This window comes from Velazquezella soli, from assembly GCF_977018685.1.
The window spans coordinates 1631656-1656521 of the sequence record NZ_CDRNXF010000004.1; the positions used below are offsets into that span (position 1 = coordinate 1631656).

Below are 24866 nucleotides of genomic sequence, written 5' to 3' on the forward strand. Positions count from 1 at the left end.
GTTCCTTCAAGTCCAATCGTCAGAAGCCGCTGAGCTTTGTGCTCAGGATAGGCTTTGTTCGTAGTCCGCGTAGCCGAACTCGCGGACCGTCCTGAGGCTGCCATCCAGTTCACGGATGGCGATTGCCGGCATTTGCACGCCGTTAAACCAGTTTTTCTTGACCATCGTGTAGCCGGCGGCATCCTGGAAGGAAATGCGGTCGCCAACTTTCAGTTCATTCGGAAAATCGAACTCGCCGAAAATATCCCCGGCAAGACAGGACTTGCCGCAGACCATGGCACGATAAGGCCCCTGGTTTGGATGAACCTTTGCGTTTTCACGGTAGATCAGGAGATCCAGCAGGTGCGCTTCGATGGAGCTATCCACCACGACAAGGTTCTTGCCGTTGTAAAGGGTATCGAGGACGGTGGTTTCCAGCGTCGTCGAGCGGGTGATCGAGGCTTCGCCGGGTTCGAGATAGACCTGGACGCCGTACTCGCCGGAAAAGCGCTTGAGGCGCTCGGCAAACAGGTCGACCGGGTAATCGTCGCCGGTGAAATGGATGCCGCCGCCGAGGCTGACCCATTCGGCCTTCTTCAGGAGGGGGCCGAACTTCTGCTCGATTTCGCCGAGCATGCGATCAAACAGCGAGAAGTCGCCGTTTTCGCAGTTGTTGTGGATCATGAAGCCGGAGATCAGGTCCATGACCGGCTCGACCTGCTTCTGGTCCCATTCGCCCAGCCGCGAGAAAGGGCGGGCGGGATCGGCGAGATCGAAGGTGGACGAGGAGACGCCGGGGTTGAGGCGCAAGCCGCGGGTGATGCCCGACGACTGGTTTTCGAAATGCTGCAACTGGCCGATCGAGTTGAAGATGATTTTGTCCGCATGCGAGACGACCTCGTCGATCTCGTAATCCGCATAGGCCACTGAATAGGCGTGGGTTTCCTTGCCGAAGCGCTCATGGCCGAGGCGGACTTCGTTGAGCGACGAGGACGTGGTGCCGTCCATATAGTCGCGCATGAAATCGAACACCGACCATGTGGCAAAGCATTTCAGCGCCAACAATGCCTTGGCGCCCGACGTCTCGCGGACAGCAGCGATCCTCTCCATGTTGCGGAGAAGCTTCGACTTGTCGATGAGGTAGTAGGGTGTCTGGAGCATATCGTGCGGTCGGCCTCGTGACGGTCTAGGGAAAGCGTATGGCGCCTATTGCCTCAGGCGGCTGTCATCTTCAAGACCCGAGGGCCAAGATTGTCGAAAGGGCCGCGGTTTGGCGGCCCTTTTGACAGAGACGGAGACGGTTCCGTTTGCCTCGCGTTAGGCTGCGGGCGGCATCTTCGCAAAGCGCGCGAGGGCCGGGTCGAGGTGGTCCCATGGCTGGGCCGCGTCGGTCCACGTGATCATCTGCGGCCGATATCGGTCCGGTGCGTCGAGGCTTGCTGCGCGGATGACAAACACGTCCGGCATGGCCGGAAAGGTCATGGAGACAGGCGCGCCGCAGGTTGGGCAAAAGGCGCGTCTTTTCACGGTGCCGCCATCGCCAGTTGCTTCCCAGTGAATCGGCTGGCCCTCGATCGTCACCGTCGCTCCGGCAAAGACGAGATTGGACGTGTGGCCGGTGCCGCTTTCGCGCTGGCACTGACGGCACTGACAATCGACCATGGCGACGGGTTCGCCGGTGACGGTGTAACGGACGGCGCCGCAGGTGCAGCCGCCGGTAAAGGGTTCATGCATTGACGTTGCTCCATTTCTGGTTGCCAGTGCCTGAGGCTCGCGCCGGGGCGGGGTGTGGTCGCTGGAGGATCTCAGGCGGGAACGATGGCTTCGTATTCGTCGCGCAGGCGAAGCCATGCGGGCCAGAAGGCGGCAGGATTTTTGCCCGCTGCCTTGACCTCGAGGATGTCGAGGTGGGCATGCCAGCCAGCGCCGACCATGACCATGTTTCGACGGTCGGAAATGCGGCGGTGGGTGAGGGTCAGAAGAACATCCTTGCCGACGGCCTGCAGTTCGATCGAGACCTCGCCTGAAGGTGGCCAGGAGAAGACCACCCGGTGGGGTGCTTCGAAGGCGATCATCTCGCTCTGCATGCGCTGTTCTTCGGGAAAGCCTTCCGGGCGGCCGGCGGAATCATCGCTGAGTTCGTCATTGCGCCAGATGAGTTCGAACGTGCCGCCCGGCTGGCTCGGCATCGTGCCGGACGCGAGCCACTGGCGGCGCAGATCGCTGTCGGTGACATAGTCCCAGATGCGTTCGATCGGCCCTGGTAGCTTGCGCTGGATCGTCAGGGCGAGGGGTTCTGTCATGAAGGCGTGCCTGCTCAACGATGTCATGTCGGTCATTGATCGTCTCCCGGTTTGCTGTGCGGTTTTCCTTCGGCTTTGGTGGTGGCCTCGCCTTGCGGAACGGTGGTCTTGATCGCATCGTCCTCACGCAACAGCCGGTCGAGCGTGTCGAGGCCGGCGGTCCAGAAGCGTTCGTAGAAGGCCAGCCATTCGTGGGCGGCGGCGAGCGGGCCTGGCGAAAGGCGGCAGAGATGCGTGCGGCCCTGGATTTCGCGGCGGACGAGGCCAGCGGTTTCCAGAACCTTGATGTGTTTCGAAGCGGCGGCGAGCGACATGGCGTAGGGCGCTGCCAGTTGCCCGACTGTCTGCTCGCTGGCAGCCAGCGTCATTAGCATCTGCCGGCGCGTGGCGTCGCTGAGGGCCTGGAAAACCGTGTCGATCTGATGTTCGCTAAATTCAACCATATGGTTTAACATAGGCGGCCTGCAGGCATTGTCAACCGTTTTGTTGAATGTCGAGATTTGGCTTTTATCAGGAGTTGCAAAAGCGAGGCGGAATCATATTCTGCAGGCGCGGAGCGGATGCAGGGGCAGCCATTTGCAGACGTTCTCTCTCACTTGTCATCAACCGAGGGTAAGCCATGAGCAGCAGCTACATCACCACCAGCGACGGCACGCAGATATATTTCAAGGACTGGGGCAGCAAGGACGCCCAGCCGATTGTCTTCCATCATGGATGGCCGCTTTCGTCCGATGATTGGGACGCCCAGATGCTGTTCTTCCTCGACCAGGGTTACCGCGTGATCGCGCATGACCGTCGCGGACACGGCCGTTCCAGCCAGACCGATACCGGCAACGAGATGGATACCTATGCAGCCGACGTTGCCGAGCTGGCCGCGCATCTGGACCTGAAGCAAGCCATCCATGTCGGTCACTCGACGGGCGGCGGCGAGGTGACGCGGTATGTCGCGAAATTTGGCCAGCCGCAGGGCCGTGTCGCGAAGGCCGTGCTGATTGGCGCGGTGCCGCCTGTCATGGTGCAGAGCGACAGCAATCCGGGCGGCCTGCCACTGTCGGTGTTCGACGGATTTCGCACGGCGCAGGCGGCCAACCGGGCGCAGTTCTTCTTGGATATCCCGACCGGACCGTTCTACGGCTACAACCGCGACGGCGCTGAGGTTTCCGAGGGCGTGATCCGCAACTGGTGGCGTCAGGGCATGATGGGTGGCACCAAGGCCCACTATGACTGCATCAAGGCATTTTCGGAAACCGACTTCACGGAAGACCTCAAGGCGATCGACCTGCCGGTTCTCGTCATGCATGGCGACGACGACCAGATCGTGCCGATCGCCGATTCGGCGATGCTATCATCCAAGCTTTTGAAGAACGGTACCCTCAAGGTCTACGAAGGTCTGCCGCATGGCATGGCGACGACGCATGCCGACGTCATCAACGCGGATCTCCTGGCCTTCTTCAAGGCATAGTCAAAACAGAAATGGCTCGTCGCGAGACGAGCCATTTCCAAAGATTTCATCGGTTTCAAAAAATCTTACAAAGCAAATTTCAAAAAGAAAATATGCTACCAGCCATGCCGGCAACGCTGTGTGGATGCGTTCTGACCCGCCGCGTCATGCAGCGGACAAGATTTCAGGCGGCTGCAGATTTCGTCTCAGCCGGGATGCAGTAGATGTTTTCAAGCGTCGACAGGACCTTGAGAACCGAGTCCGCGGAACTCGAATAATAGATCGTCTGCGCATCGCGGCGCGTCTTCACCAATTTCTGCGCGCGCAGCTTGGACAAGTGCTGTGACAGTGCAGACTGGCTCAGGCCAACTTGAGTAGCCAGTGCCCCCACAGCTACTTCGCCCTTGACCAGGCAGCACAAAATCATCAGCCGCTTTGGATTTGCCATCGCAGACAGCAAATTCGCTGCTGCATTCGAGTGGTCTGAAAGTGGCATCGTTTCCATCATATCTCTATCCCCTCTTCCTGAGCATGCCGTGCTCCGGTAATGCCGTAGTCCCTGGAACTGACTAAACCAGCAGACATCAAAGTTGTATATCCCTAGATTTTGGGTAGTCGACTACACTGTTTTAGACATATTGAAAATATACTGGGACGCGTGCTCGGGGGACGATTGCAACGTCCTGAACTCATGTCTCAGCAATGTGTCTCCGGCGATCAGATCTAGCCCGGCGCTATCTGCACCGATGAACCGCCATTGACCAGCATTCTTTGCGCCGAGCCGTGCGGCAAGGCTGTTCGCTTCGTCCGTCAACTCTCTGATATCGCGCGAGAAATTACTCCATTCCTCGCCGCTTCCAGGGTTCGCGATGACAAAGTCGCTGCCATCCAAGGCATAGGCCCTGCCAAAGCCGCCGTTAAGCGAGGCCGACTGCGGAACAAGGCGAAAAAAGTAGAAATCCGGAAAGTCGATATAGAGTTTTGCTTTCGGATGACGGTCCAGAAACCGCTGGCGGATGCGCAGATGGACGGGACTATCCCTTTCCACTTTTTCCGCAATGCACTGAACGGTGATTCGCGGATGGGCGAGCGGATCGCCCTTGCCGGTCTCGCCGGCGAGTAGAGAACAGCGGGGATCGCCTGCCAATCCCTTCGTATGACCCGACAGCGCCGATACGAGAATCACCGGCACGCCATCGAGATCGGTTCCGGTCAGCACGCGGCTTGCGGAGGGAAAACCGCTTGCGGGATCAAGCACCGCAAGCGCCATGTGACGGGCGCCGCGCACCAGCATCCGCGCAAGGTGGCGTGCCTCCTCATCCGTGTCACGCAACACGCTTTGATCTTTCGAAGGTTCCTGCGCAGAGGTCGGTGGAAGAGCCTGTCTCACCGTCACTGCGCCCTGCAGGTCGTCGGTCAAAATATTCACCAGTTCTAAATTTCAAATCTCTATAACAGCAGATCATTAACAAACGAGTGTCAGTCCGCCTTGATTTGCATCAAGTCCGGCGTCGGTGGCGTGTCAGACCTGCAATCACGTCGTCAGCCGTAATCGCGCCGACGACGGCGCCGTTATCGACGACCGCGATCGATCCCCTCTGTCGGGCCAGCGCATCCATGATGTCGACCAGCGGCGTGGTGCTCTTCGCTGTTGCCGACACCGGCGGCGCCCCGGCATCGGCGGTTACGCCTTGCCGCATCACGTCGCCCGCGGTGAGCAGGCTGATCGGGTTCATGTGCTGGACGAAATCGGCGACATACTGGTTTGCGGGTGCCTGGACGATCTGCTGCGGGGTGCCGCACTGGACGATACGGCCGCCTTCCATGATGGCGATGCGGTTGCCGATGCGGAAAGCCTCGTCGAGGTCGTGGCTGACGAACAGGATGGTCTTTTTCAGGCGGCGCTGGAATTCCAGCAGCTCGTCCTGAAGTCGGGTGCGGATCAACGGATCGAGCGCCGAAAACGGTTCGTCCATCAGCAGAATCGGCGCGCCGGTGGCAAAGGCGCGGGCAAGGCCGACACGCTGCTGCATGCCACCGGAGAGTTCACCCACCTTGCGATCCGCCCACTGGCTGAGGTTGACGAGTTCCAGCTGTTCGTCGACGCGCTTGCGTCGCTCTGGTTCGGCGACGCCGGCAAGCTCCAGCCCGAAGCCGACATTGTCGGCGACGGTACGCCACGGCAGCAGCGCGAACTGCTGGAAGACCATCGAAACCGTGTGCATCCGAAGATCGCGGAGGGTGCGGGTGCCGGCCTTGTAGGGATCGACCGGTCCGGACGGGGTGGCGACGCTGACCGCGCCGCGCACGACCGGCGCCAGACCGTTGACGGCGCGCAGGAGCGTCGACTTGCCCGAGCCGGACAGGCCCATCAGCACGAGGATTTCGCCTTCGCGAACCGACAGCGTGGCATCGGCGACTCCGAGCACGATCCCGGTTTGTTCCGAGATCTGGTCGCGCGTCATGCCCTGGTCGAGCAGTTTGACGGCCCGTTCCGGGTTGTTGCCGAAGATGATATCGACCTTCGAGAAGGTGACGGCGGCAGGCGCTGTCCGGTTCATCGCGTCGGTCATGACTTGCCTCCCGGTTCTGCCGTTCTGAACATGCGGTCGAGAATGATCGCCAGGATGACGATGCAGAAGCCGGCATCAAAGCCGCGGGCGATGTTGACGGTGTTGAGCGCACGCACGACCGGTACGCCGAGACCGGGGGCACCGACAAGCGCTGCGATTACCACCATCGACAAAGACAGCATGATTGTCTGGGTAAGGCCTGCCATGATCTGCGGCATTGCGTAAGGGAGCTCGATCTTGCGCAGGACCTGCGACGGCGTCGCGCCGAAGGCGACGGCTGCTTCGGTCAGAGATCCGGGCGTCGAGATGATGCCGAGGCGGGTGAGGCGGACCGGGGCGGGGATAGCGAAGATGACGGTTGCGATGAGGCCCGGCACCATGCCGAGGCCGAACAGAATGAGCGCCGGGATGAGATAGACGAAGGTGGGAATGGTCTGCATCAGGTCGAGGATCGGCCGCAGGATCTCGTAGAGCCAGGGGCGACGGGCAGCAGCGATTCCGATCGGAATGCCGACCGCCATGCAGACGGCGGTGGCTGCAAGCACCAGCGCCAGCGTCTCCGTCGTCTCCTTCCAGTAGCCCTGGTTATAGATCAGCAACAGACCGATTGCGGTGAAGGCTGATATCGAGACGGATCGTCTCAGCCAGAAGGCGAGCGCCGTGACGATGGCGATCAGCACGAAGGGGTTCGGCCCCTGCAGCACGTACAGGATCGCATCGATGACCGCCGACAGCACGGTGGCGAGCCAGTTGAAGAACCAGTCGGCATTGGTGGTCAGCCAGTCGACCGCATCTTTCGCCCAGTTTCCAAGGCGGATCTTGCCGGTGGAATCCACAAGCCAGTTCGGGAGCGAGTTGGTTAGCCAGTTCACGTCGCGTGCCTGCCTCGTCTGGAAGGGTGATACAAGGAGCGAAAGCGTTACCCTCGAGGGCGCCCCCGAGGGTCTACCAACGTCAGCGGATCCTCGGGACGGGCCCGAGGATCACACCGCCGGCATTCGCCGGTTTGCGACGCGTCTTACAGGCCGAGTTCGGCCTTGACCGCGGCCTCGGCTGGCTTGCCGTCCTTGGTGGTGACGCCGGCAAGCCACGGGGTGATCGCAGCGCCATTGGCCTTCAGCCACGTGGTCGCCGCTGCTTCCGGCTCTTCACCGTCGTTGAGGATGCCGCCCATGATCTGGTTTTCCATCGGCAGCGAGAACTTCAGGTTCTTGATGAAGGTGCCGACATTGGGGCATTCCTGCGTGTAGCCGGCGCGGACGTTGGTATAGACTTCGGCGCCGCCGAAATTCGCGCCGAACACGTCGTCACCGCCGGTGAGGTAGGTCAGCTTGAAGTTGGCGTTCATCGGATGCGGTTCCCAGCCGAGGAAGACGACGGGTTCGCCGGCCTTGTCGGCGCGGGCGACCTGGGCCAGCATGCCCTGTTCAGAAGATTCCACCACTTCCAGCTTCTTGAGGCCGAATGTGTCCTTCTCGATCATGCCGAGGATCAGGCGGTTGCCGTCATTGCCGGGTTCGATGCCATAGATCTTGCCGCCCAAAGCATCGGCCTTGGCTGCGATATCCTTGAAGTCCTTGATGCCGAGTTCGGCGCCCTTGGCATTGGTTGCCAGCGTGTACTTGGCGCCGACGAGGTTGGGGCCGATGGATTCGACCGACTTGTCGGTGAGGAAGGGCCGGACGTCGGCTTCCTGGGTCGGCATCCAGTTGCCGAGGAAGACGTCGATATCCTTGTTCTTCAGCGACGAATAGGTGACCGGCACGGAAAGCACCTTCACATTCGTCTCATAGCCGAGCGCCTTCAAAAGGACGGAGGCGGTGGCAGTCGTGGCGGTGATGTCGGTCCAGCCGACATCGGAGAAACGGACGGTGCCGCAGCTTGCCGGCTCGGCGGCCGAAGCAGCTCCGCTCAGCGCCATCATGGAGACGGCGGCGGCCAGAATGGTCTTGGTCGAAACGGTCATGGTCATTTTTATGCTCCCCATTAAAATCATGCCCAACCTTATCAATATCTCTCCGAAACAGGCAAGCTTGTGCATCACGGCGTCTGAAGCCACCATTTGCGACAAGGCGCCGATTGATGGGTCGTTCGCGTATTTTTTGTGGGTTTTGCGTGGCAGCGCTTTTCTTCGATGCCGATCGGCATCACAAAGCCGCATGGCCAAGCTTTACTTCCACTATGCAACGATGAATGCCGGCAAATCGACCATGCTGCTGCAGGCATCCTACAACTACCGCGAACGCGGCATGCGCACGGCAATCTTCATCGCCGACTTCGACCACCGGGGCGGCCAGGGGCGCGTTGAATCGCGAATCGGCCTGTCATCCGACGCGATCCCGTTCAGCCCAGAGGACGACCTCTATGCGGAGATCTCAAAGCTGCATGGGCAAGAGCCGCTGACCTGCGTCTTTATCGACGAGGCGCAGTTCCTGACCTCCGAGCAGGTGTGGCAGCTTGCCCGCATCACCGACCGCGTCGGCATTCCGGTCATGGCCTATGGTCTGCGGACTGATTTCCGCGGAAAGCTGTTTCCGGGGTCGCAGGAGTTGCTGGCGATTGCCGACGAACTGCGTGAAGTCCGCACGATCTGCCATTGCGGACGCAAGGCAACGATGGTCGTGCGTGTGGATGCCGATGGCGAGGCGCTTCGCGAAGGCGCACAGGTTGAAGTGGGCGGTAACGACCGCTACGTCTCGCTTTGCCGTCGGCACTGGGAAGAAAAGATGCGCTGCTGGTAAGCGGCGACGCGAAGATTGGCATTGTTCCCGTTTGCGTTGAAACGCCGTAGCGATTTTTCCAGCCTGTGATACCTTGAAATTCTCCCGGACGGTGGCATGGCCGCGGGAGTGCTTTGGGGAGGGCAGGGCATGGGAGATTACCGGCGATTTCACGAGGAAATATCCCGGATCGCGACGGCGTTTCAGGCAATGTGGGACGAGCTCGCCACATCCGAAGCGATGCTTTCGCGAGGGGTGAAGGACAGACACGTTCCAGATGTCGCAGACCTCGAAGCCGAGGCCGAGCGGCAGGCACGGGTGACGATGATGGGCGACGGCCTGGAGGCAGATCTCGCCAAAGCGGTCGGCGCGTTCAGCGATGCGGTGACGAGGCTGCGGCAGACCTTCGACGATCCTGTCGAGCCCACCAGTTTGAAGCGCATACTCGGCTGGACCACGAAATGGTCCGGTCAACGTTCGGGGCAAAACAGGACGGGCATCGAGCCCGTGAAGCAGCTCCTCGATGTCGGAAATGCTTTCTACACGCTGCTCGACAAGGAACGTGTCGCGCTGATGATGGGACGCTACCGGTTCGAGAGGGGGCTTCTCGACCTTGCCGACCACCGCAGGGAGCTGGTGCGCGGGTTGATGGGCGAGGATCTGTCCAAACCCGACGCGGTGGGCCGGACGGAAGGCCTTTTCCGGCTGATGAACGGTATAACCGACCGGATGAATGCCAGCGTGATGACGCTCAATATCTTGCGCCACAAGGTGCTTTTCGACACCGGCGACCTGCTGGCGGTTCATCAGGCGCTCTGGCAGCGCGATCCACCGCTGCAGGGTCTTCTCCCCTACAGTGTTCCGGTAGCAGGGGTATTTGCCGAGAGTGCCTGGCGGGCCTCCGGTGCCGGGCAAGCAAAACGGGCGGCGCAACAGGCTTTTGCCGACCGGTTCCTGCCGAAGGCGGAGACCGATCCGGTGTCCGTGACCGATGGGAGCGAGCCTGGAGAGGTGACGGCTGTGAAGAGCGCCAGTGACGGGCGCTGGAGGATGCCGCACTGGCCGTTTGGCGGCTATCTGCGATCGTAAACCCGTGCTCCGCTGCCGATTTTTGTGCAGCGCGGTTGTTTGCCTGCTTGCGGAACCATATCTGTTGGAACAACCGGGCGGACCTATCGGCCCCACAGACAGGAGAACAGGATGCTCGATCGGCTCAAGGCCTCACTTCAGACCCTGGGCAAGGCGATCGCAAGGGGCATCGGACTGCTCGTCGCCGGGATCGTCTGGCCGTTTCGCGCCGCTCACGGCTGGTATGGCGAGCGGCACCTGATGGTGAAGGCGCCGATCCTGGCATTCCTCGTTATCCTGTTTGGTCTTTACGGCTATTTCTTCGTGCAGACCCAGATCTGGACCGGGTTCAACCCGAGCTTTGTCGATGCCTATCGCTGGAATGAGCGCACCGTGCCGGCCGGCCAGGATCTTCCTGCGACGGCGCCCGTGGCGGCTGCTGCTGCCGAAACATCGAACGGGACGGCCGCGTCTTCTCCGGTGCCCGCCGCGCCTGTTGTGGCTGCCCGCCAGTGCCAGTCGTCGGCGATCGTCGATGCGGCGGCGGATCTGACCGACGCCAACGTGAACCAGAATGCGTGGATCTCGTCCATGCTGCTCTACCGGCTCGGCTTCTTCGGCATCAGCTGGGACAACACGCCATTTCTCGACAACAAGGCTTCGTTCCAACGCGGCGTGAACCAGGCCGTGCGGCGCACGTCCAGCGAACTTGTCGATACGCTCGGCCGCGTGCGTGGCACGTCGGGTGTCAACACCAACCTACAGGATGCCCGCGGCAACCTGCAGTTTGATGAGTATTCCTGGTATTTCGGTGTCGATCCGTTTGGTTTCAAAACGCCGACGCCGAGCTACTATCGCACCGCGATCGAAAAGCTGCGCGCCTTCAACGCAGATCTCACCGCCTGCAACGCGACCTTCGACAGCCGCTCCGACAATCTCGTGCAGTTCGTCGACCGGATCGCCAATGATCTTGGTGCTACAGCGGCGATCCTGCGCGACCGGTCGGAAAACCATGCGGCCGGCTGGTTCGATACCCGTGCCGACGACCGTTTCTGGTTCGCCTATGGCCAGCTCTATGGCTATTACGCGGTGCTTTCCGCCGCCGGTGCCGACTTCTCGCAGGTCATACGCGAGCGCAACCTGACGCAGCTTTGGAACGAGACGCTGTCGCGTTTCCGCGCAGCACTTCGCATCCAGCCGTCGGTCGTGTCCAATGGGGCGGAAGACGGGATGATCATGCCGAGCCATCTGTCGGTGATGGGCTTCCATACGCTGATGGTGCGCTCCAACCTCGTTGAGGTGCGCGGCGTGCTGGATCGGTAAGACGGTGCGGCTGCGGGAGCGCTAGCTGATCAGCCGCAGTCTCAGCGCTTTTGCCACAAGCTGGGTGCGGTTGACGCAATCGAGCTTCTTGATGGCATTGGTCATGTAGGCGTTGACCGTGTGATCGGAGAGGGACAGGATCTTGCCGATTTCGGACGAGGTCTTGCCCTGTGCCGTCCAGCGTACGACTTCAAGTTCCCGCGTGGTCAGCGGCCCGAAGGTCGATGCCTGCTCCGATCGGCGGATGCGATCGAACACCGCGAAGGCGTGCAAAATAACCATGCCGATTTCGTTCAGTTCCGCCTGGGTCAGGCGCGGACGATCTCCCGACATGCGGATGCGGAAGCCGGTACCATCGACCGAATGAAGCGCCATGGCCACGCTGGTGATCATGCCGTACTGACGGCGCAGGGCGATCAGGTCCGGCGGGAGCTGGCCAGGCGAGTTGCGATCATCGAGACAGCAACAGTCCGGGAGCGACCAGCCGCTCGTGGCATCCGCCATCCGGGTGCGTGGCAGCAGCCGCAGTCGATCGAATTCGCGGATATAGTCCTTGGGAAGATTGGTCTCGACGATGATGCGGGACAGAAGCGTCTCGCTTGCAGGCGGAAGCTTGACCAGAGCGAAATGGCGCAAGCCGAATTCGCGTGTGGCCCGTTCAAAGACCGTCGAAATCTCCGCACGGGAGTAGGCTGCAGAAATTTCGCCGTTGAGGATCGATTGCCGCTCCAGCGTGATCATATTAGCTTCGAAAAAAGTGAATGGTTATTATGTTAAGCGCAACAAATATACTAATCGCTTTGTAAATCCAGCGGAAAAGTGAGCAAAAGCCCCCGTGCGGAGTAATTTTCCGAGATACTGTTATATTTGTCTCATGTATCGCCGAGATGGGCTCATTCGCAAGCACTTTTGCGGTTCGTCAATCACCGGTCCGGCCTGATCCGGGGTGATTTAGACGCTGAGTCGGTCAAAGCTTGGTCTCGTGTTTGTGGGCCTTTGTCGTCGCCATGATCTTCTCCAGCCAGCCGAGCATGACGGCCGAGACCACAAAGGTGAGGTGGATGATCGTGTACCACATCAGCGTGGTATCCGAGTACTGGTTGGCGTTGAGGAAGATCTGCAGGAGATGGATCGACGAGATGGCAACGATGGAGGAGGCGACCTTGATCTTGAGGCTTCCGGCATCCAGTTTGCCGAGGAACGAAACGTCGGCTTCCGTTTCGTCGAAGCGGCTAACGAAGTTCTCGTAACCAGAGATCATCACCATCACGATCAGGCTCGCAACGAGTGCCGCATCAATGAGACCCAGCATGGCGAGGATCATTTCGGCTTCACTCAGCGTGAAGACTTCCTTGGCGACTTTCCAGAACTTGAACATGAAAGACAGTGCGTAGACGGCGAGTGCGGCAACCAGGCCCAGATAGAAGACGACGAGCAGCCAGCGACTGGAGAGGATGATCTTCTCGACAAGCAGTTCCAGCGATTTCATGGGGGCCGTTCTCCGTTGCAGGCGCTGGAGATTCCCATAAGCCGGGCCGAAAACCGGTGCAAGATGCCTATTCTGACGAAAACGCCGCACCCCCTACGGGGAATGCGGCGTCCAGGATCAAAGGGCGATCGTCGGGGAGGGATCAGAACTTCTTCGTCACCGACAGTTTGAAGCTGCGGCCGGGCTCGCTGTAGAAGTCCTGCGCCGAAGCCGAAACGCCGTCCGGGACGCTGACCGCGTCAAAGTACTTCTTGTCGAACACGTTGAAGACGCCGGCCTGAACCTTGAGGCCGGAGAGATTGACGGTACCAACCTTTTCGGGTGCCCACCACACGGTCGTATCGACGAGACCGTAACCGGGTGCTTCGAAGCCGGTGCCGCTGACCTTGTTGCGGGAGGACGCAAGCGTCAGCGAGACGTCCGAGCCCCAGGTCTCGGATGAATAGCCAAGGCCGATGATGGCGCGCAGCGGCGCGACCGAGTTCAGGTAGTCGCCGGTATCGGTATCCTTGCCGTGCGAATAGGCAAACGAGCCCCAAGTGCGCCAGCTTGGATCGAAGCGCCATTCGCCGCCCAGCTCGATGCCGTAGATGCGGACGTGGTTGAGGTTTTCGTAGCCGGTGATGCCGCCGACCGGGTACTCACCGCCCGGAGGCGCGATGGTGACCGTGTCGATGAAGTTCTTGTAGTAGTTGTTGAAGGCGGTCGCCTTGAACGAATAGTCGGCCGCGTCGTATTTGGCGCCGATTTCAAAACCGTTGCTGGTTTCGGTTTCGAGATCGGGATTGCCGATGCGGGCATAGGAGCCCGGAGCGCCGTAATTCTGGTAAAGCTCGGTCGCGGTCGGTGCGCGGAAGCCGCGGGCATACTGGGCAAACAGTTCCAGTTCCTGGGTCGCCTTCCAGCCCAGGCGGAGTTTTGGCGAGATGCCGAAATCATTGTTGCTTTCGAGATAGGCCGGATCGTAGTTCGGGCTGTCCTCGAAGCTTGCGGTCGATTTCGGATCGTAATCGTACCAGTCGAAGCGCACACCGGGCGTCACCGTCAGGCGGTCCTCGAAGAACTTGATGTCGTCTTCGGCATACATGCCGAGGATCATCCCGTCGACGTCAGGCATATCGGACGAATTGGAATGGAGCATGCGGCAGGACTGGGGACCGAAGGGTTGCGGGATGGTCGTCCAGTCGACATCAGGGCAATTGTCGACGCCGGAGGAGTATTGATAGGTCTTCTGCCAGGAGAGCTCGCCGCCGAACCGGAATTCGTGGCTGACGCCGCCGATGGTCAGTTCCTTCGAGGCGCTGCCGGAGATGCCGTAGCTATCCTGTGTCAGCTGGTTGTCTCGGCTGTAGATACCGCTTGGGGAGCCGTAGAAGAAGGGGTCGCCGGGAATGATTGAGCCGCGTGGGTCGGTAAGGCGGAACCCGTCCGTCGTGTTGTTCAGTCGCTGCTTTTGCCAGTAGGTGATGATGCTCGCCTGATCGACGATGTCGCCGCCGCTGGGGGAGATAAAGTCGTAGGATGCCGACAGCCGCTTGCGATCGACCTCTTCGCCGCTCTTCAGCGTGCCCTGCTGGTAGCTCGTGGTCGTGCCGCGCATGTTGTCGCTGTCGATCTCCTTGTTGAAGAGTTCGCCGGTCAGGCCGAAACGATGGCCGCCCTCGATATACTGGTGGAACTTGGCGAGCAGGTTGCGCTGCCAGTAATCGGCGGGGTTGGCCTCCGTGCGGGTGGTGCCGTAACCGCCGATGTCGCCGCCGTTATCGGTTTCGTTGCCGCGCTTGTAGCCGCCCTGGAGCATGAACCAGCTGTCATTGTGTCGTGCGGCGATGGCGGCATTGTTGCCGAGGCTGCGGTCGGCGCTGTCATAGGTGCTCTTGGTCAGGGCGCCGAAATTACGGCCGTCCTCGATCAGGTCTTCCGGATTGATCGTGTAGAGCTGGACTGCGCCGCCAAGAGCGCCGGATCCGACGCGGCTCGAATCGGCACCCTTGGTGATATCGATCGTCGAAAGCGTGTCGAAATCGAAGGCGTTGTTGCCGCCACGGGCGCTATCGCGCGGGTCGGTCAGCCAGGGCTGGCGGATCCCGTCGATCGTCGTCAGGACGCGCTCGTTTTGCAGACCGCGAATGTTGATGCTCTGGCTCTGCCGGTTGAAGGTGACGCCGGCATCGACGCGGCGGGAGAAATCCTTGAAATCGGTGACCATCCGGTCCTGGATGACCTGACGATCTGTCGTCTCGGTCAGCGGCGAGTCCGACTTGCCGACGGAAGTCCCGTCGCGCAATACGATCGGCTTCAGGGCGGTCGTATCCTGGCCATCGGCAACCTGGGTCGCGGTGGTCGCTCCAGCGGCAGTCGTTCCAGCGGCGGTCTGGGCAGTCTCCTGCGCCCATGCCGGCGGCGCGGCCGTGATCAGCAGAAGTGCGGCAGTTCCGGCGTAGAGATGGCGATGCCGCGACGAACGGGTAGGCATGGTGGTTCCCCTCAAAAAGACATGCAGAGACATCGGGCGCGGCGATAGCCTGCGTCCGGGTAACGTTCGGATTGTTTGATTTCCGCCGAAGCAGAAGCCCCGCAAAAAGCCTTAGAAATCTAAACTAAATGAGTCAAGTTTGAATCTGAGTGAAATACTCATGTTTTTGAGCAGGGTGTGGTGAGAGCACGCCGTGACGAGCGTTGGTCGTCGTCACGGCGTGGTTGGTCAGTGGCTCGGTGGTGGGTTTGCGGAAGACGGGGAAGAGGCGACTGTCAGCCTGACGCTGCCGCGGTTGTTGCCGTAGGCGCCCCAGGCATCGTTGGCGAAGCAGTAAAGATAGCCGTCGCCCTTCGGTGTGAATTTCGCCTTGCTGCGGATCAGAAACACCTCGTGGGGCAGTTTGAGAATGCCGTTCTTGGGCGTCTGCTGCTGAGCGGGCGGCGGCACGTCGTTGGCGATCACGCCGATCAGGCTGAACCAGGGGAGCTCCTCCTCGCGACGGGTCCACCAGAAATCCACCTGCTGGTTTCCGGTCGACCATTTCCACGCCTTTTCGAGCTGGCCAAGGCCGCTCGAGGCAATATGGGCAATCTCACCGGCCTGGAAGTTTCCTCCATCTTTCGGGCCATCGGCGTTGCACAGGACCGTGCCATCGGTCCACTCGCCTTTCGCGACGAACGTGTAGGTAATGCCCTTTTGCAGAAAGATGCCGGTGTCGTTCCAGTGGTCGCGTGCGAAGACGTCGACCTCTGCGGGCAGGTCTGCGTTGGCGTGCCGGTAGCGCCCCTGCGACAAGGGCGGGGTGCGGTGCCGCTCAGAGGCGGAGCTGTGCAAATCTTCTGAGGGCGTTGCGGTCACGTGCGGTACGGCGCGCGGTCTCGTTTTCAGCTTGGCGAAGATGCCACTGGCGGAATCATGCAGCACGCCGCGCGGATCCGGCCTCAGCTGGTTTTCAGCCCCTTCGCGGAATACGAGGCCGCAGCTTTTTGCCTCGTTCATCATCCACAGGAGAGCGCCGTCCGAAAGGCCTGTTGCGGCATAGCCACCGCCGACATCACCATGCACGCCCGGGAACCAGACCTGTTTCAGCGTTCCGGTCCAGCCATCCGGCTTGACCCAGAGCGTCGGCATGAAACTTTGGCGGAACTCGTCGAGCGCCACCGCATGGCGGGCGTTGAGGACGGCGGAACCGAGTGTCGTATCGTGAAACTGATGGTTCTCCGGGTTGTCGAGAAGGTTGAGAAACCCCATGTCATCGGGAATGCCGAGCGCGCCGACCGTATCCCAGACGCCGATGAACTGGATGAGCGTTGAGGCATTGCGGGTGCCGCCTGGGGCGACGTTGTGGAAGTGGATCTTGCCGGACTGTTTGCGCTTGGTGCCGGCTTCGCTCTTGGCGCGGTACTCCGTGAAAATCGCCTCGATCGCCTTCCAGGTTCCCTCTTCGTCGAGCTTAGAGGCTTTGATATCCAGAAGGCCGCATTTGGAGATCATGCCGCCGAGGCTGCGGACCGTGTAGGCGCCACGACTGAAGCCGAACAGATAGATTTGATCTCCGGATTTGTAGGTGCTGGCAAGCCATTTGTAAGCACCCTTGATGTTGTCAGCGAGACCCTTGCCGGTACCGCCTTCCACCGCACGTCGCCACCAGGTTCCGTCTGTGCCGACACCGGGGTGATAGTAGGCATCCTGTTTGATGCCAGCGGCATCCTTGTCGGCGACTGCATTGTAAATCTTGCGAACATTGGTCGGGCTAGGCTGGCCGCCATCCATATCGTCGGGCGTGTTCCAGGTGCCGTCGCAGCAGAGAATAAGGTTCATTGGTCGTTCCCCCTCGATCCCCCATGGATCAGAGATATATAAGATTGTATCGAATTAAATTGCAACTTTGGTGTGTGGATGAGCGCGTTGTAGTGTGCATAATCAGGGCGCTGTTCCCGTTCCGGGCTTGTCGTGGGGAAGCGGCTGTGGCCATGGTTCACGCAAACCAACAAGCGAGAGACAAGCATGGCCCCCGTTCCATCCGACATCGAGATCGCCCGCGCGGCAAAAAAGAAACCGATCGCGGACATTGGCGCGGCGCTTGGCATCTCTCCCGAGGCGTTGGTGCCCTACGGCCATGACAAGGCGAAGATCGGGGCCGATTTCATCGGCTCGCTCCAGGGCCGCCCCGATGGCAAGCTGATCCTCGTGACGGCGATCAATCCGACGCCTGCCGGCGAGGGCAAGACGACGACCACGGTAGGCCTCGGCGACGGGCTGAACCGGATCGGCAAGAAGGCCGTGATCTGCGTGCGCGAGCCGTCGCTCGGCCCCTGTTTCGGCGTCAAGGGCGGGGCTGCCGGCGGCGGCTATGCGCAGGTCGTGCCGATGGAAGACATCAACCTGCACTTCACCGGCGACTTTCACGCCATTACCTCTGCGCACAATCTCCTGTCGGCGATGATCGACAACCATGTCTACTGGGGCAACGCGCTCGACATCGACACGCGCCGCATCACCTGGCGGCGGGTGATGGACATGAACGACCGGGCGCTGCGCCAGACCGTGACCTCGCTTGGCGGCGTGTCGAACGGCTTTGCGCGCGAAAGCGGCTTCGACATTACCGTCGCATCCGAAGTGATGGCGATCCTCTGCCTGGCGCAGGATCTGGCCGACCTTGAAAAGCGGCTCGGCGATATCGTCATCGGCTACCGGTTCGACCGCTCGCCGGTCTATGCCCGCGACATCAAGGCCGACAAGGCGATGGCGGTGCTTTTGAAAGACGCGATGCAGCCGAACCTGGTGCAGACGCTGGAAAACAATCCGGCGCTGGTGCATGGCGGGCCGTTCGCCAACATCGCCCATGGCTGCAACTCCGTGATCGCGACGAAGACGGCGCTGAAGCTTGGCGACTATGTGGTGACCGAAGCGGGTTTCGGAGCGGATCTGGGGGCCGAAAAGTTCTTCGACATCAAGTGCCGCAAGGCAGGGCTGAAGCCCGATGCGGCCGTGATCGTCGCGACCATCCGGGCGCTGAAGATGAACGGCGGCGTGAAGAAGGACGATCTCGGAGCCGAGAATGTCGAGGCGCTGACGCGCGGCTGCTCGAACCTTGGGCGTCACATCGCAAATGTGCGCAAGTTCGGCGTGCCGGTCGTGGTCGCGATCAACCACTTCATCTCGGATACCGATGCGGAAGTGGCGGCGATCAAGGACTACGTCTCGCATCACGGCGCCGAGGCGATCCTCTGCCGCCACTGGGCCGAGGGCTCGGCCGGCATCGAGGAACTGTCCTACAAGGTGGTGGAACTGGCGACAAGCGGTGCCGCCAACTTCAAGCCGATCTATCCTGACGACATGCCGCTGATGGAGAAGATCGAGGCGGTCGCCACCAAGATCTATCATGCCGGCGAGGTGACGGCGGAAAAGCCGGTGCGCGATCAGCTGAAGGCTTGGGAAACTGCCGGCTACGGCCATCTGCCGGTCTGCATCGCCAAGACGCAGTATTCGTTCTCCACCGATCCGAACCTGCGCGGAGCGCCGGAAGGGCATGTGGTGCATGTGCGCGAAGTGCGACTGTCGGCCGGCGCCGGCTTTATCGTGGCGATCACCGGCGAGATCATGACCATGCCGGGCCTTCCAAGCGCGCCGTCGGCCGAGCGAATCCATCTGAACGCGGATGGGCTGATCGAGGGGCTGTTCTAGGGCTGCTCAACGGCGGTCCTACTTTTTTCTCCGGATCGTCCTTGCCTCTCGCCTTCGCGGGTGAGGGGCAACGTCATGCGTCTGTCACACCGAAATGGTCTGTTCGTCCTTACTCTTGCGGCACTGGCGGTGACCCGACGATTCGGGGCCGGCCATCGGGAACATCAGGATGGATCTTGTTCTTGCGACACTCGCCATGGCCCTTCTGGCGATCAATCTCTTCAGCATCGCGGTTGCCGGCCTGCGGCTTTCGCATCGGGACAAAGCGAGTGACAAGCCGGCGGTGATCAAGCCGGACGGTGTATCGATCGTCATTCCGGTGCGCGGCATCGAGGCCTATTCCAGCCTGACGCTCGCGCATGCATTCAAGCTCGAGTGGCCGGATTACGAGCTGATCTTCTGCGTGCAGGACGAGGGTGATCCGATCATCGCCGAGATCCGCTCGGCGATTGCCGCGCATCCGGCGGTGCCGGCGCGGCTGCTGATCGGCGATGACCGGATCAGCGCCAATCCCAAGCTCAACAACTGCGCCAAGGGCTGGCATGCGGCACGACACGAGTGGGTGGTGCTTGCCGATTCCAACGTGTTGATGCCCAAGGACTATATTCAGAACCTCGTCTCCGGTTGGCGGGCCGATACCGGGCTCGTATGCTCGACGCCGATCGGATCGCGTCCGGACGGGTTCTGGGCGGAAGTGGAATGCGCTTTCCTGAATACGCTGCAGGCGCGCTGGCAATATGTGGGCGAGGCGCTGGGGCTCGGCTTTGCGCAGGGCAAGAGCATGCTGTGGCACAAGCCGTTTCTGGATGCTGCCGGCGGCATCCAGGCGCTGGCGGCCGAGATTGCCGAGGACGCGGCGTCGACCAAGCTCGTCAACCGGCATGGCAAGAAAGTGCACCTTGTGTCGGCACCGTTCGAGCAGCCGCTCGGGCGCCGCGGGCTGGAGGAAATCTGGTCGCGCCAGACGCGCTGGGCCCGGCTGCGGCGGGTGACGTTTCCGCTGTTCTTCACGCCGGAGATCCTGCTCGGAGCGCTGCCGCCTCTGGCGCTAGGGTTGATCGGCGCCGTCATGCTGGATCTCAATGTCGGTCTGGTGGCCGCGACCGTGTTTGCCGCAACCTACCTGCCGGAACTCGCCCTTGCGCGGGCCAAGGGCTGGCGGCTGTCGATCCTGTCGCTGCCGGCAATGATGGTGCGCGACGTGATGCTGCCGGCGATCTGGATCAGGAGCTGGCTTTCCGGCTCGTTCGAATGGCGCGGCAATGCCATGACGATCGGCACCCAGGAAAGCCGGCTGACCGGCTCGTCGCCGGCCTGACCCTGGCCCTCAACGACTACTCGCAGATGCGGTAGCCGCCATCCCTTTCGATGATGTCGAGATGAAGGTGATCCTCGTGGGCGGCATCGCTGCCGGGGGCGAGGACCGTGGTGAAATGCAGGCAGGCCCCGGCGGTGGCGGTCATCTGGAAGGCACCCTCCAGCGTATGATCGTCCTCCCGGCGCTTCATCACGACCTTCTCGCCATTGTCGAGCTTGAAGGCGGCGACATCGAAGGCGTTGCCGCGACCGTGCTCGGAGATCTTGCCGGTCGAGGCGCTGTTTCTGAGGCGGCACTGGTAGGTGGAGCCCGGGACAAGCCCGGTGATCTTGCGGCCCGGCATGGCGATGTTGAGCGCGGGCTGGACCGTATCCTTCAGCCAGTGGGCCATAGTCAGCGCCGTCTTGCAGCGCATGGTGGCGCCGCCGAGATCGACGCCGGGCAGAACCTGCGCCACCTCGATCGGCTGCTTGATGCCGCAGCCATTGCCGTCGTCGATCGGTTTGACCGATTCGAACTTGGCGCCGATGGCACCGAGGTCTGCAAGGCAGGCCTTGAGTTCTGCGGCGTCTTCCTCGACGAGAGGCGGAGGAGGCGGGGTCTCGGCCTGTTCCTGCTTTTCGTCCGCAGGCTTGTCGGCCGGAGTTTCGTCATCAGCGGCCTTGTCCTGCGGTGCCTTGTCGTCTGGCTTGGCGGCGTCCGGTTTGGCAGGTTCAGTCTTGCCGTCGTCGCTCGATGCGGCGGGCTTCTGTTCTGCGGGTTCTTCCGGCTTGGGAGTGGGGGTCGGGATGGTTTCTTCAGGAGCTTTACCGGTCTGTTCCGGGCTCTGGGTCTGTTCGGGGGCCGGGACAGGTGGCTCTGCGGGGCGCTCTGCAGGCTTCTCCGCAGGGGTTTCGGGCGGGTTCTCGGGCTTTGCTTCGACGGGCTTTGCGGCGACCTCAGGTGTAGCAGCGGCTGCGGCCGTTGCCGCCGTTGCCTCGGGCACGGGTTCACCACCCGGCTTCGCCATGGGAAGCGGAACGGTAGCGAGGGCGGGGGCGGCGGGGATCGCGGCGCGGCTGAGGTTCTGGGAACCCTGTGCGGGGCGGGTCGACTGGTTTTTGCCGGACGAGGATTTGCGCGTCGACTGTTTGCGGGTGCGTCCGGCATCGCGCATGAACTGGTCGATGATGTTGATTTCGACAACGTTCGGCGTCGAGCCTTGCGGTGCTGGGCGGGCGGGTAGAGGCGCTGCACCCAGTGTCAGCGGTGCGCTCATTGCCAGCGAAGTGCTTAAAGCGAGAAGGCATAGAGTATGCTTCATCCTTCGGTCGTCCTTTCCCATGTTTCGGAGACGCAACGCGGATGACCCTGTTTTGGTCGCATTGTGGCCAAATAAATCCACTTGCGCGTTTGCCGGAGCCGCGCTAACAATTCGCTCCATGATGATTTCGATGAGCAACAACGGTAACTGGTGGTGGGCACGCTGACGCGGCCTTGACCAGTCATGTCCATCGACAAGACTATGACCAAGCCGCCCGATTACCGAGGCGGCTTTTTTATTGGCCGCTTCTGAGACCCGGGCAGATCAACAGGGATTTCAAGAGGCAGACATGGCGACGATCATTCACGACGACGGGTCCGAGACCTACGAGACCAAGGGCGGAATCAGCGTCAGCCGCGCCCGCAGGCCGGCCGAATATGCAACCGCGATCTCGTCTTATGTCGACCGGCTCGACGAGCGCCGCGGCGCGGTGTTTTCGTCGAACTACGAATATCCCGGACGCTATACCCGCTGGGATACGGCGATCGCCGATCCGCCGCTCGGCATTACCTGCAACGGCCGGGCGATGTGGATCGAGGCCTATAACGGTCGCGGCGAAGTGCTTTTGTCGTTTATCGCCGACAAGCTTGCGACGATTTCCGACCTGACGCTCGGCGAGCGCACCGACCGCCGTCTGGATCTGACCGTCAACCAGCCGTCCCGCGTCTTTACAGAGGAAGAGCGCTCGAAGATGCCGACGGTGTTTACCGCGCTTCGGGCCATTGTCGATCTCTTCCATTCGGATGCGGATTCGGCAATCGGTCTGTTCGGGGCTTTCGGCTACGATCTTGCGTTCCAGTTCGATGCGATCAAGCTTTCCATGCAGCGGCCGGAAGACCAGCGCGACATGGTTCTCTACCTGCCCGACGAAATTCTGGTCGTCGATCACCATGCTGCAAAGGCCTGGGTCGATCGCTACGACTTTGCCAAGGACGGCGTGACGACGGAAGGCAAGGCGCAGGATATCGCGCCCGAGCCGTTCCTGCGCACCACGGTGACGCCGCCGAAGGGCGATCATAAGCCGGGGGAATATGCGAGCCTCGTTACCCGCGCCAAGGAAAGCTTTCGCCGCGGCGACCTGTTCGAAGTGGTTCCGGGCCAGAAGTTCATGGAGCGCTGCGACAGCAATCCGTCGCAGATTTCCAACCGGCTGAAGGCGATCAACCCGTCGCCCTATTCGTTCTTCATCAATCTCGGCAACCAGGAATATCTGATCGGCGCATCGCCCGAAATGTTCGTGCGGGTCTCCGGCCGTCGCATCGAGACCTGCCCGATTTCGGGCACGATCAAGCGCGGAGAGGATGCGATTTCCGACTCTGAGCAGATCCTGAAGCTGCTCAATTCCAAGAAGGACGAGTCGGAGCTGACCATGTGCTCCGACGTCGACCGCAACGACAAGTCGCGCGTCTGCGAGCCGGGTTCGGTCAAGGTGATCGGCCGCCGGCAGATCGAGATGTATTCGCGGCTCATCCACACAGTCGACCATATCGAGGGACGGCTGCGTCCGGATATGGATGCGTTCGACGGGTTCCTGAGCCACGCCTGGGCAGTGACCGTGACCGGTGCGCCAAAGCTGTGGGCGATGCGGTTTGTCGAGGCCAACGAAAAGAGCCCGCGCGCCTGGTATGGCGGCGCGATCGGCATGGTCGGCTTCAACGGCGACATGAATACGGGGCTGACGCTGCGCACCATCCGCGTCAAGGACGGCATTGCCGAAGTGCGTGCCGGTGCGACGCTGCTCAACGATTCGGATCCGCATGAGGAAGAGGCCGAGACCGAGCTGAAGGCATCGGCGATGATTTCGGCGATCCGCGATGCGCGCGCCGGCAACACTGCCAAGGCTTCGCGTGACGTCGCCAAGGTGGGCCAGGGGGTGAAGATCCTGCTGGTCGACCACGAAGACAGTTTCGTCCACACGCTTGCCAACTACTTCCGCCAGACGGGAGCGACGGTCTCGACCGTTCGCTCGCCGGTGCCGGAAGAGGTGTTTACCCGGATCGATCCGGATCTCGTCGTCCTGTCGCCGGGGCCGGGCAATCCGAAGGATTTCGACTGCAAGGCGACGATCAAGGCGGCGCGGGCAAAGGACCTGCCGATCTTCGGCGTGTGCCTTGGCCTGCAGGCGCTGGCCGAAGCCTATGGCGGCGAGTTGCGGCAGCTGGCGCTGCCGATGCACGGCAAGCCGTCGCGCATCCGGGTTCTGGAGCCGGGCATCGTGTTTTCGGGGCTGGCGAAGGATGTGACGGTCGGGCGCTATCACTCGATCTTTGCCGATCCATCGACGCTGCCCTCCGATTTCATCATCACCGCCGAAAGCGAGGATGGCACGATCATGGGGATCGAACACGCCAGCGAGCCGATCGCCGCGGTGCAGTTCCACCCGGAATCGATCATGACGCTGGGCGGCGATGCCGGCATGCGGATGATCGAGAACGTGGTGGCAAACCTTTCGAGAAAGCGCGCGACAAAGGCGGCCTGATGGACGATGCCGACACGGTGGGTGGCGCTGACGGCGTCACCATCGAACCGCTCCGGGACGAGCATATCGAGGGCTTTCACAAGGCGCTCGATATCGTCTGCCGGGAGCGGCGCTACATGGTGTTTCTGCGTGCCCCGCCGATCGACGAGATGCGGGATTTCGTGCGCGAGAGCGTGGCTGCTGGCAATCCGCACATCGTCGCGGTCGCTGACGGTGAGGTCGTCGGCTGGTGCGATATCCGAAGGCTGGAGCGCGATGTGCATGCTCATCGCGGCCTGCTCGGCATGGGCATCATTCCCGGGTTTCGCGATAGAGGCTTGGGCCGTCGGCTGATCGATACCGCGGTCGAGGCCGCGAACCGGTCCGGCATTCACCGCGTCGAACTCGACGTGCATGCGGACAATCACCGGGCGATCGCGCTTTACCGGAAGGTGGGCTTTCAGGTGGAGGGCGTGGCGCGCGATGCGTTGAAGATCGACGGGTGCTACCTGGACAGCGTGCGGATGGCGCTGATCTTCACCTGATGCCTGGTCTCTGACGCCCGATGCCCGCCTGCGACGATGCCCCGTTGTTGATAACGTCTGACGACGAGCATACCCGGCGACTGGACGCGCAAGACCGGCTTTGACAAACCGCGAGGCTTGCGCCATACAGCCGGCCATTATTCGAAACCGCCGCTGCGAGACGCTCTCGCCGCGGCGGTT

At 61.4% G+C, this 24866-nt stretch carries 22 protein-coding genes; 8 read left to right on the forward strand and 14 right to left on the reverse strand.

Features of this window, described 5'->3' with window-relative positions; genetic code table 11:
• Positions 1-42: 42 nt before the first annotated feature.
• The 4 genes from AC0JZ8_RS11485 to AC0JZ8_RS11500 form a co-directional block, all read right to left on the reverse strand.
• A complete protein-coding gene (locus AC0JZ8_RS11485) occupies positions 43-1140 on the reverse strand; it encodes a carboxynorspermidine decarboxylase (protein WP_471892534.1) in 1098 nt (365 codons plus the stop codon).
• 156 nt (positions 1141-1296) lie between these two features.
• Positions 1297-1713: a GFA family protein gene (locus AC0JZ8_RS11490; RefSeq protein ID WP_471892535.1), complete on the reverse strand. Its 417-nt coding sequence runs from the start codon at positions 1711-1713 to the stop codon at positions 1297-1299.
• A gap of 71 nt (positions 1714-1784) precedes the next feature.
• On the reverse strand, positions 1785-2318 hold the full coding sequence (locus AC0JZ8_RS11495) for an SRPBCC family protein (RefSeq protein ID WP_471892536.1): 534 nt from the start codon (positions 2316-2318) through the stop codon (positions 1785-1787).
• Complete coding sequence (locus AC0JZ8_RS11500; RefSeq protein WP_471892537.1) at positions 2315-2725, reverse strand: ArsR/SmtB family transcription factor; 411 nt, start codon at positions 2723-2725, stop codon at positions 2315-2317. Before AC0JZ8_RS11500 ends, AC0JZ8_RS11495 begins: the two co-directional genes overlap by 4 nt.
• 176 nt (positions 2726-2901) lie before the next feature.
• On the opposite strand from AC0JZ8_RS11500, the gene AC0JZ8_RS11505 reads away from it, so the two are divergent.
• Positions 2902-3744 (forward strand): alpha/beta fold hydrolase, encoded by an 843-nt coding sequence (locus AC0JZ8_RS11505; protein ID WP_471892538.1) that lies wholly within the window; start codon positions 2902-2904, stop codon positions 3742-3744.
• Positions 3745-3907: 163 nt separating this feature from the next.
• Here AC0JZ8_RS11505 and AC0JZ8_RS11510 read toward each other — a convergent pair whose 3' ends face one another.
• From AC0JZ8_RS11510 to AC0JZ8_RS11530, 5 genes are all read right to left on the reverse strand, one after another.
• Positions 3908-4228, reverse strand: coding sequence for an ArsR/SmtB family transcription factor (locus AC0JZ8_RS11510; protein ID WP_062457893.1), 321 nt, complete (start codon positions 4226-4228; stop codon positions 3908-3910).
• Positions 4229-4342: 114 nt separating this feature from the next.
• The gene (locus tag AC0JZ8_RS11515; protein WP_471893360.1) at positions 4343-5017 is read right to left on the reverse strand and encodes a HugZ family pyridoxamine 5'-phosphate oxidase; all 675 of its coding nucleotides are present in this window, start codon (positions 5015-5017) and stop codon (positions 4343-4345) included.
• A gap of 205 nt (positions 5018-5222) precedes the next feature.
• Positions 5223-6296: a choline ABC transporter ATP-binding protein gene (gene choV, locus AC0JZ8_RS11520; protein ID WP_471892539.1), complete on the reverse strand. Its 1074-nt coding sequence runs from the start codon at positions 6294-6296 to the stop codon at positions 5223-5225.
• Complete coding sequence (gene choW / locus AC0JZ8_RS11525; protein WP_062455618.1) at positions 6293-7168, reverse strand: choline ABC transporter permease subunit; 876 nt, start codon at positions 7166-7168, stop codon at positions 6293-6295. The genes choV and choW overlap by 4 nt, the downstream gene beginning before the upstream one ends.
• 146 nt (positions 7169-7314) lie before the next feature.
• Positions 7315-8262 carry a choline ABC transporter substrate-binding protein gene (locus tag AC0JZ8_RS11530; RefSeq protein WP_471893361.1) on the reverse strand — a complete coding sequence of 316 codons (948 nt, stop codon included), beginning with the start codon at positions 8260-8262 and terminating at the stop codon, positions 7315-7317.
• 193 nt (positions 8263-8455) lie between these two features.
• On the opposite strand from AC0JZ8_RS11530, the gene AC0JZ8_RS11535 reads away from it, so the two are divergent.
• The 3 genes from AC0JZ8_RS11535 to AC0JZ8_RS11545 all read left to right on the forward strand — a co-directional run bounded on the left by AC0JZ8_RS11535 (position 8456) and on the right by AC0JZ8_RS11545 (position 11407).
• On the forward strand, positions 8456-9037 hold the full coding sequence (locus AC0JZ8_RS11535) for a thymidine kinase (protein WP_471892540.1): 582 nt from the start codon (positions 8456-8458) through the stop codon (positions 9035-9037).
• Between the two features lie 96 nt (positions 9038-9133).
• Complete coding sequence (locus tag AC0JZ8_RS11540; protein ID WP_471892541.1) at positions 9134-10105, forward strand: hypothetical protein; 972 nt, start codon at positions 9134-9136, stop codon at positions 10103-10105.
• Between the two features lie 111 nt (positions 10106-10216).
• Positions 10217-11407: a DUF2333 family protein gene (locus AC0JZ8_RS11545; protein ID WP_471892542.1), complete on the forward strand. Its 1191-nt coding sequence runs from the start codon at positions 10217-10219 to the stop codon at positions 11405-11407.
• A 21-nt stretch (positions 11408-11428) separates the two neighbouring features.
• Here the strand turns inward: AC0JZ8_RS11545 and AC0JZ8_RS11550 are convergent, their stop codons facing one another.
• From AC0JZ8_RS11550 to AC0JZ8_RS11565, 4 genes are all read right to left on the reverse strand, one after another.
• Positions 11429-12148: a helix-turn-helix transcriptional regulator gene (locus AC0JZ8_RS11550; protein ID WP_062455631.1), complete on the reverse strand. Its 720-nt coding sequence runs from the start codon at positions 12146-12148 to the stop codon at positions 11429-11431.
• A 226-nt stretch (positions 12149-12374) separates the two neighbouring features.
• Positions 12375-12896: a TIGR00645 family protein gene (locus AC0JZ8_RS11555; RefSeq protein WP_082472017.1), complete on the reverse strand. Its 522-nt coding sequence runs from the start codon at positions 12894-12896 to the stop codon at positions 12375-12377.
• A gap of 142 nt (positions 12897-13038) precedes the next feature.
• Entirely contained in the window at positions 13039-15372 is a 2334-nt protein-coding gene (locus AC0JZ8_RS11560; protein ID WP_471892543.1) for a TonB-dependent hemoglobin/transferrin/lactoferrin family receptor, read from the reverse strand.
• Between the two features lie 228 nt (positions 15373-15600).
• Positions 15601-17196 (reverse strand): DUF2235 domain-containing protein, encoded by a 1596-nt coding sequence (locus tag AC0JZ8_RS11565; RefSeq protein ID WP_471892544.1) that lies wholly within the window; start codon positions 17194-17196, stop codon positions 15601-15603.
• A 186-nt stretch (positions 17197-17382) separates the two neighbouring features.
• Here AC0JZ8_RS11565 and AC0JZ8_RS11570 point away from each other — a divergent pair, with 186 nt between their 5' ends.
• Positions 17383-19062 carry a formate--tetrahydrofolate ligase gene (locus AC0JZ8_RS11570; RefSeq protein ID WP_471892545.1) on the forward strand — a complete coding sequence of 560 codons (1680 nt, stop codon included), beginning with the start codon at positions 17383-17385 and terminating at the stop codon, positions 19060-19062.
• 169 nt (positions 19063-19231) lie between these two features.
• Positions 19232-20380, forward strand: a complete 1149-nt coding sequence (locus tag AC0JZ8_RS11575) for a ceramide glucosyltransferase (protein ID WP_471892546.1) — start codon at positions 19232-19234, stop codon at positions 20378-20380.
• Between the two features lie 16 nt (positions 20381-20396).
• On the opposite strand, the gene AC0JZ8_RS11580 is transcribed toward AC0JZ8_RS11575, so the two are convergent.
• Positions 20397-21683: an extensin-like domain-containing protein gene (locus AC0JZ8_RS11580; protein ID WP_471892547.1), complete on the reverse strand. Its 1287-nt coding sequence runs from the start codon at positions 21681-21683 to the stop codon at positions 20397-20399.
• A gap of 289 nt (positions 21684-21972) precedes the next feature.
• Here AC0JZ8_RS11580 and AC0JZ8_RS11585 point away from each other — a divergent pair, with 289 nt between their 5' ends.
• A complete protein-coding gene (locus tag AC0JZ8_RS11585; protein ID WP_471892548.1) occupies positions 21973-24162 on the forward strand; it encodes an anthranilate synthase in 2190 nt (729 codons plus the stop codon).
• Entirely contained in the window at positions 24162-24686 is a 525-nt protein-coding gene (locus AC0JZ8_RS11590) for a GNAT family N-acetyltransferase (protein WP_113167209.1), read from the forward strand. The genes AC0JZ8_RS11585 and AC0JZ8_RS11590 overlap by 1 nt, the downstream gene beginning before the upstream one ends.
• Positions 24687-24866: the final 180 nt, after the last annotated feature.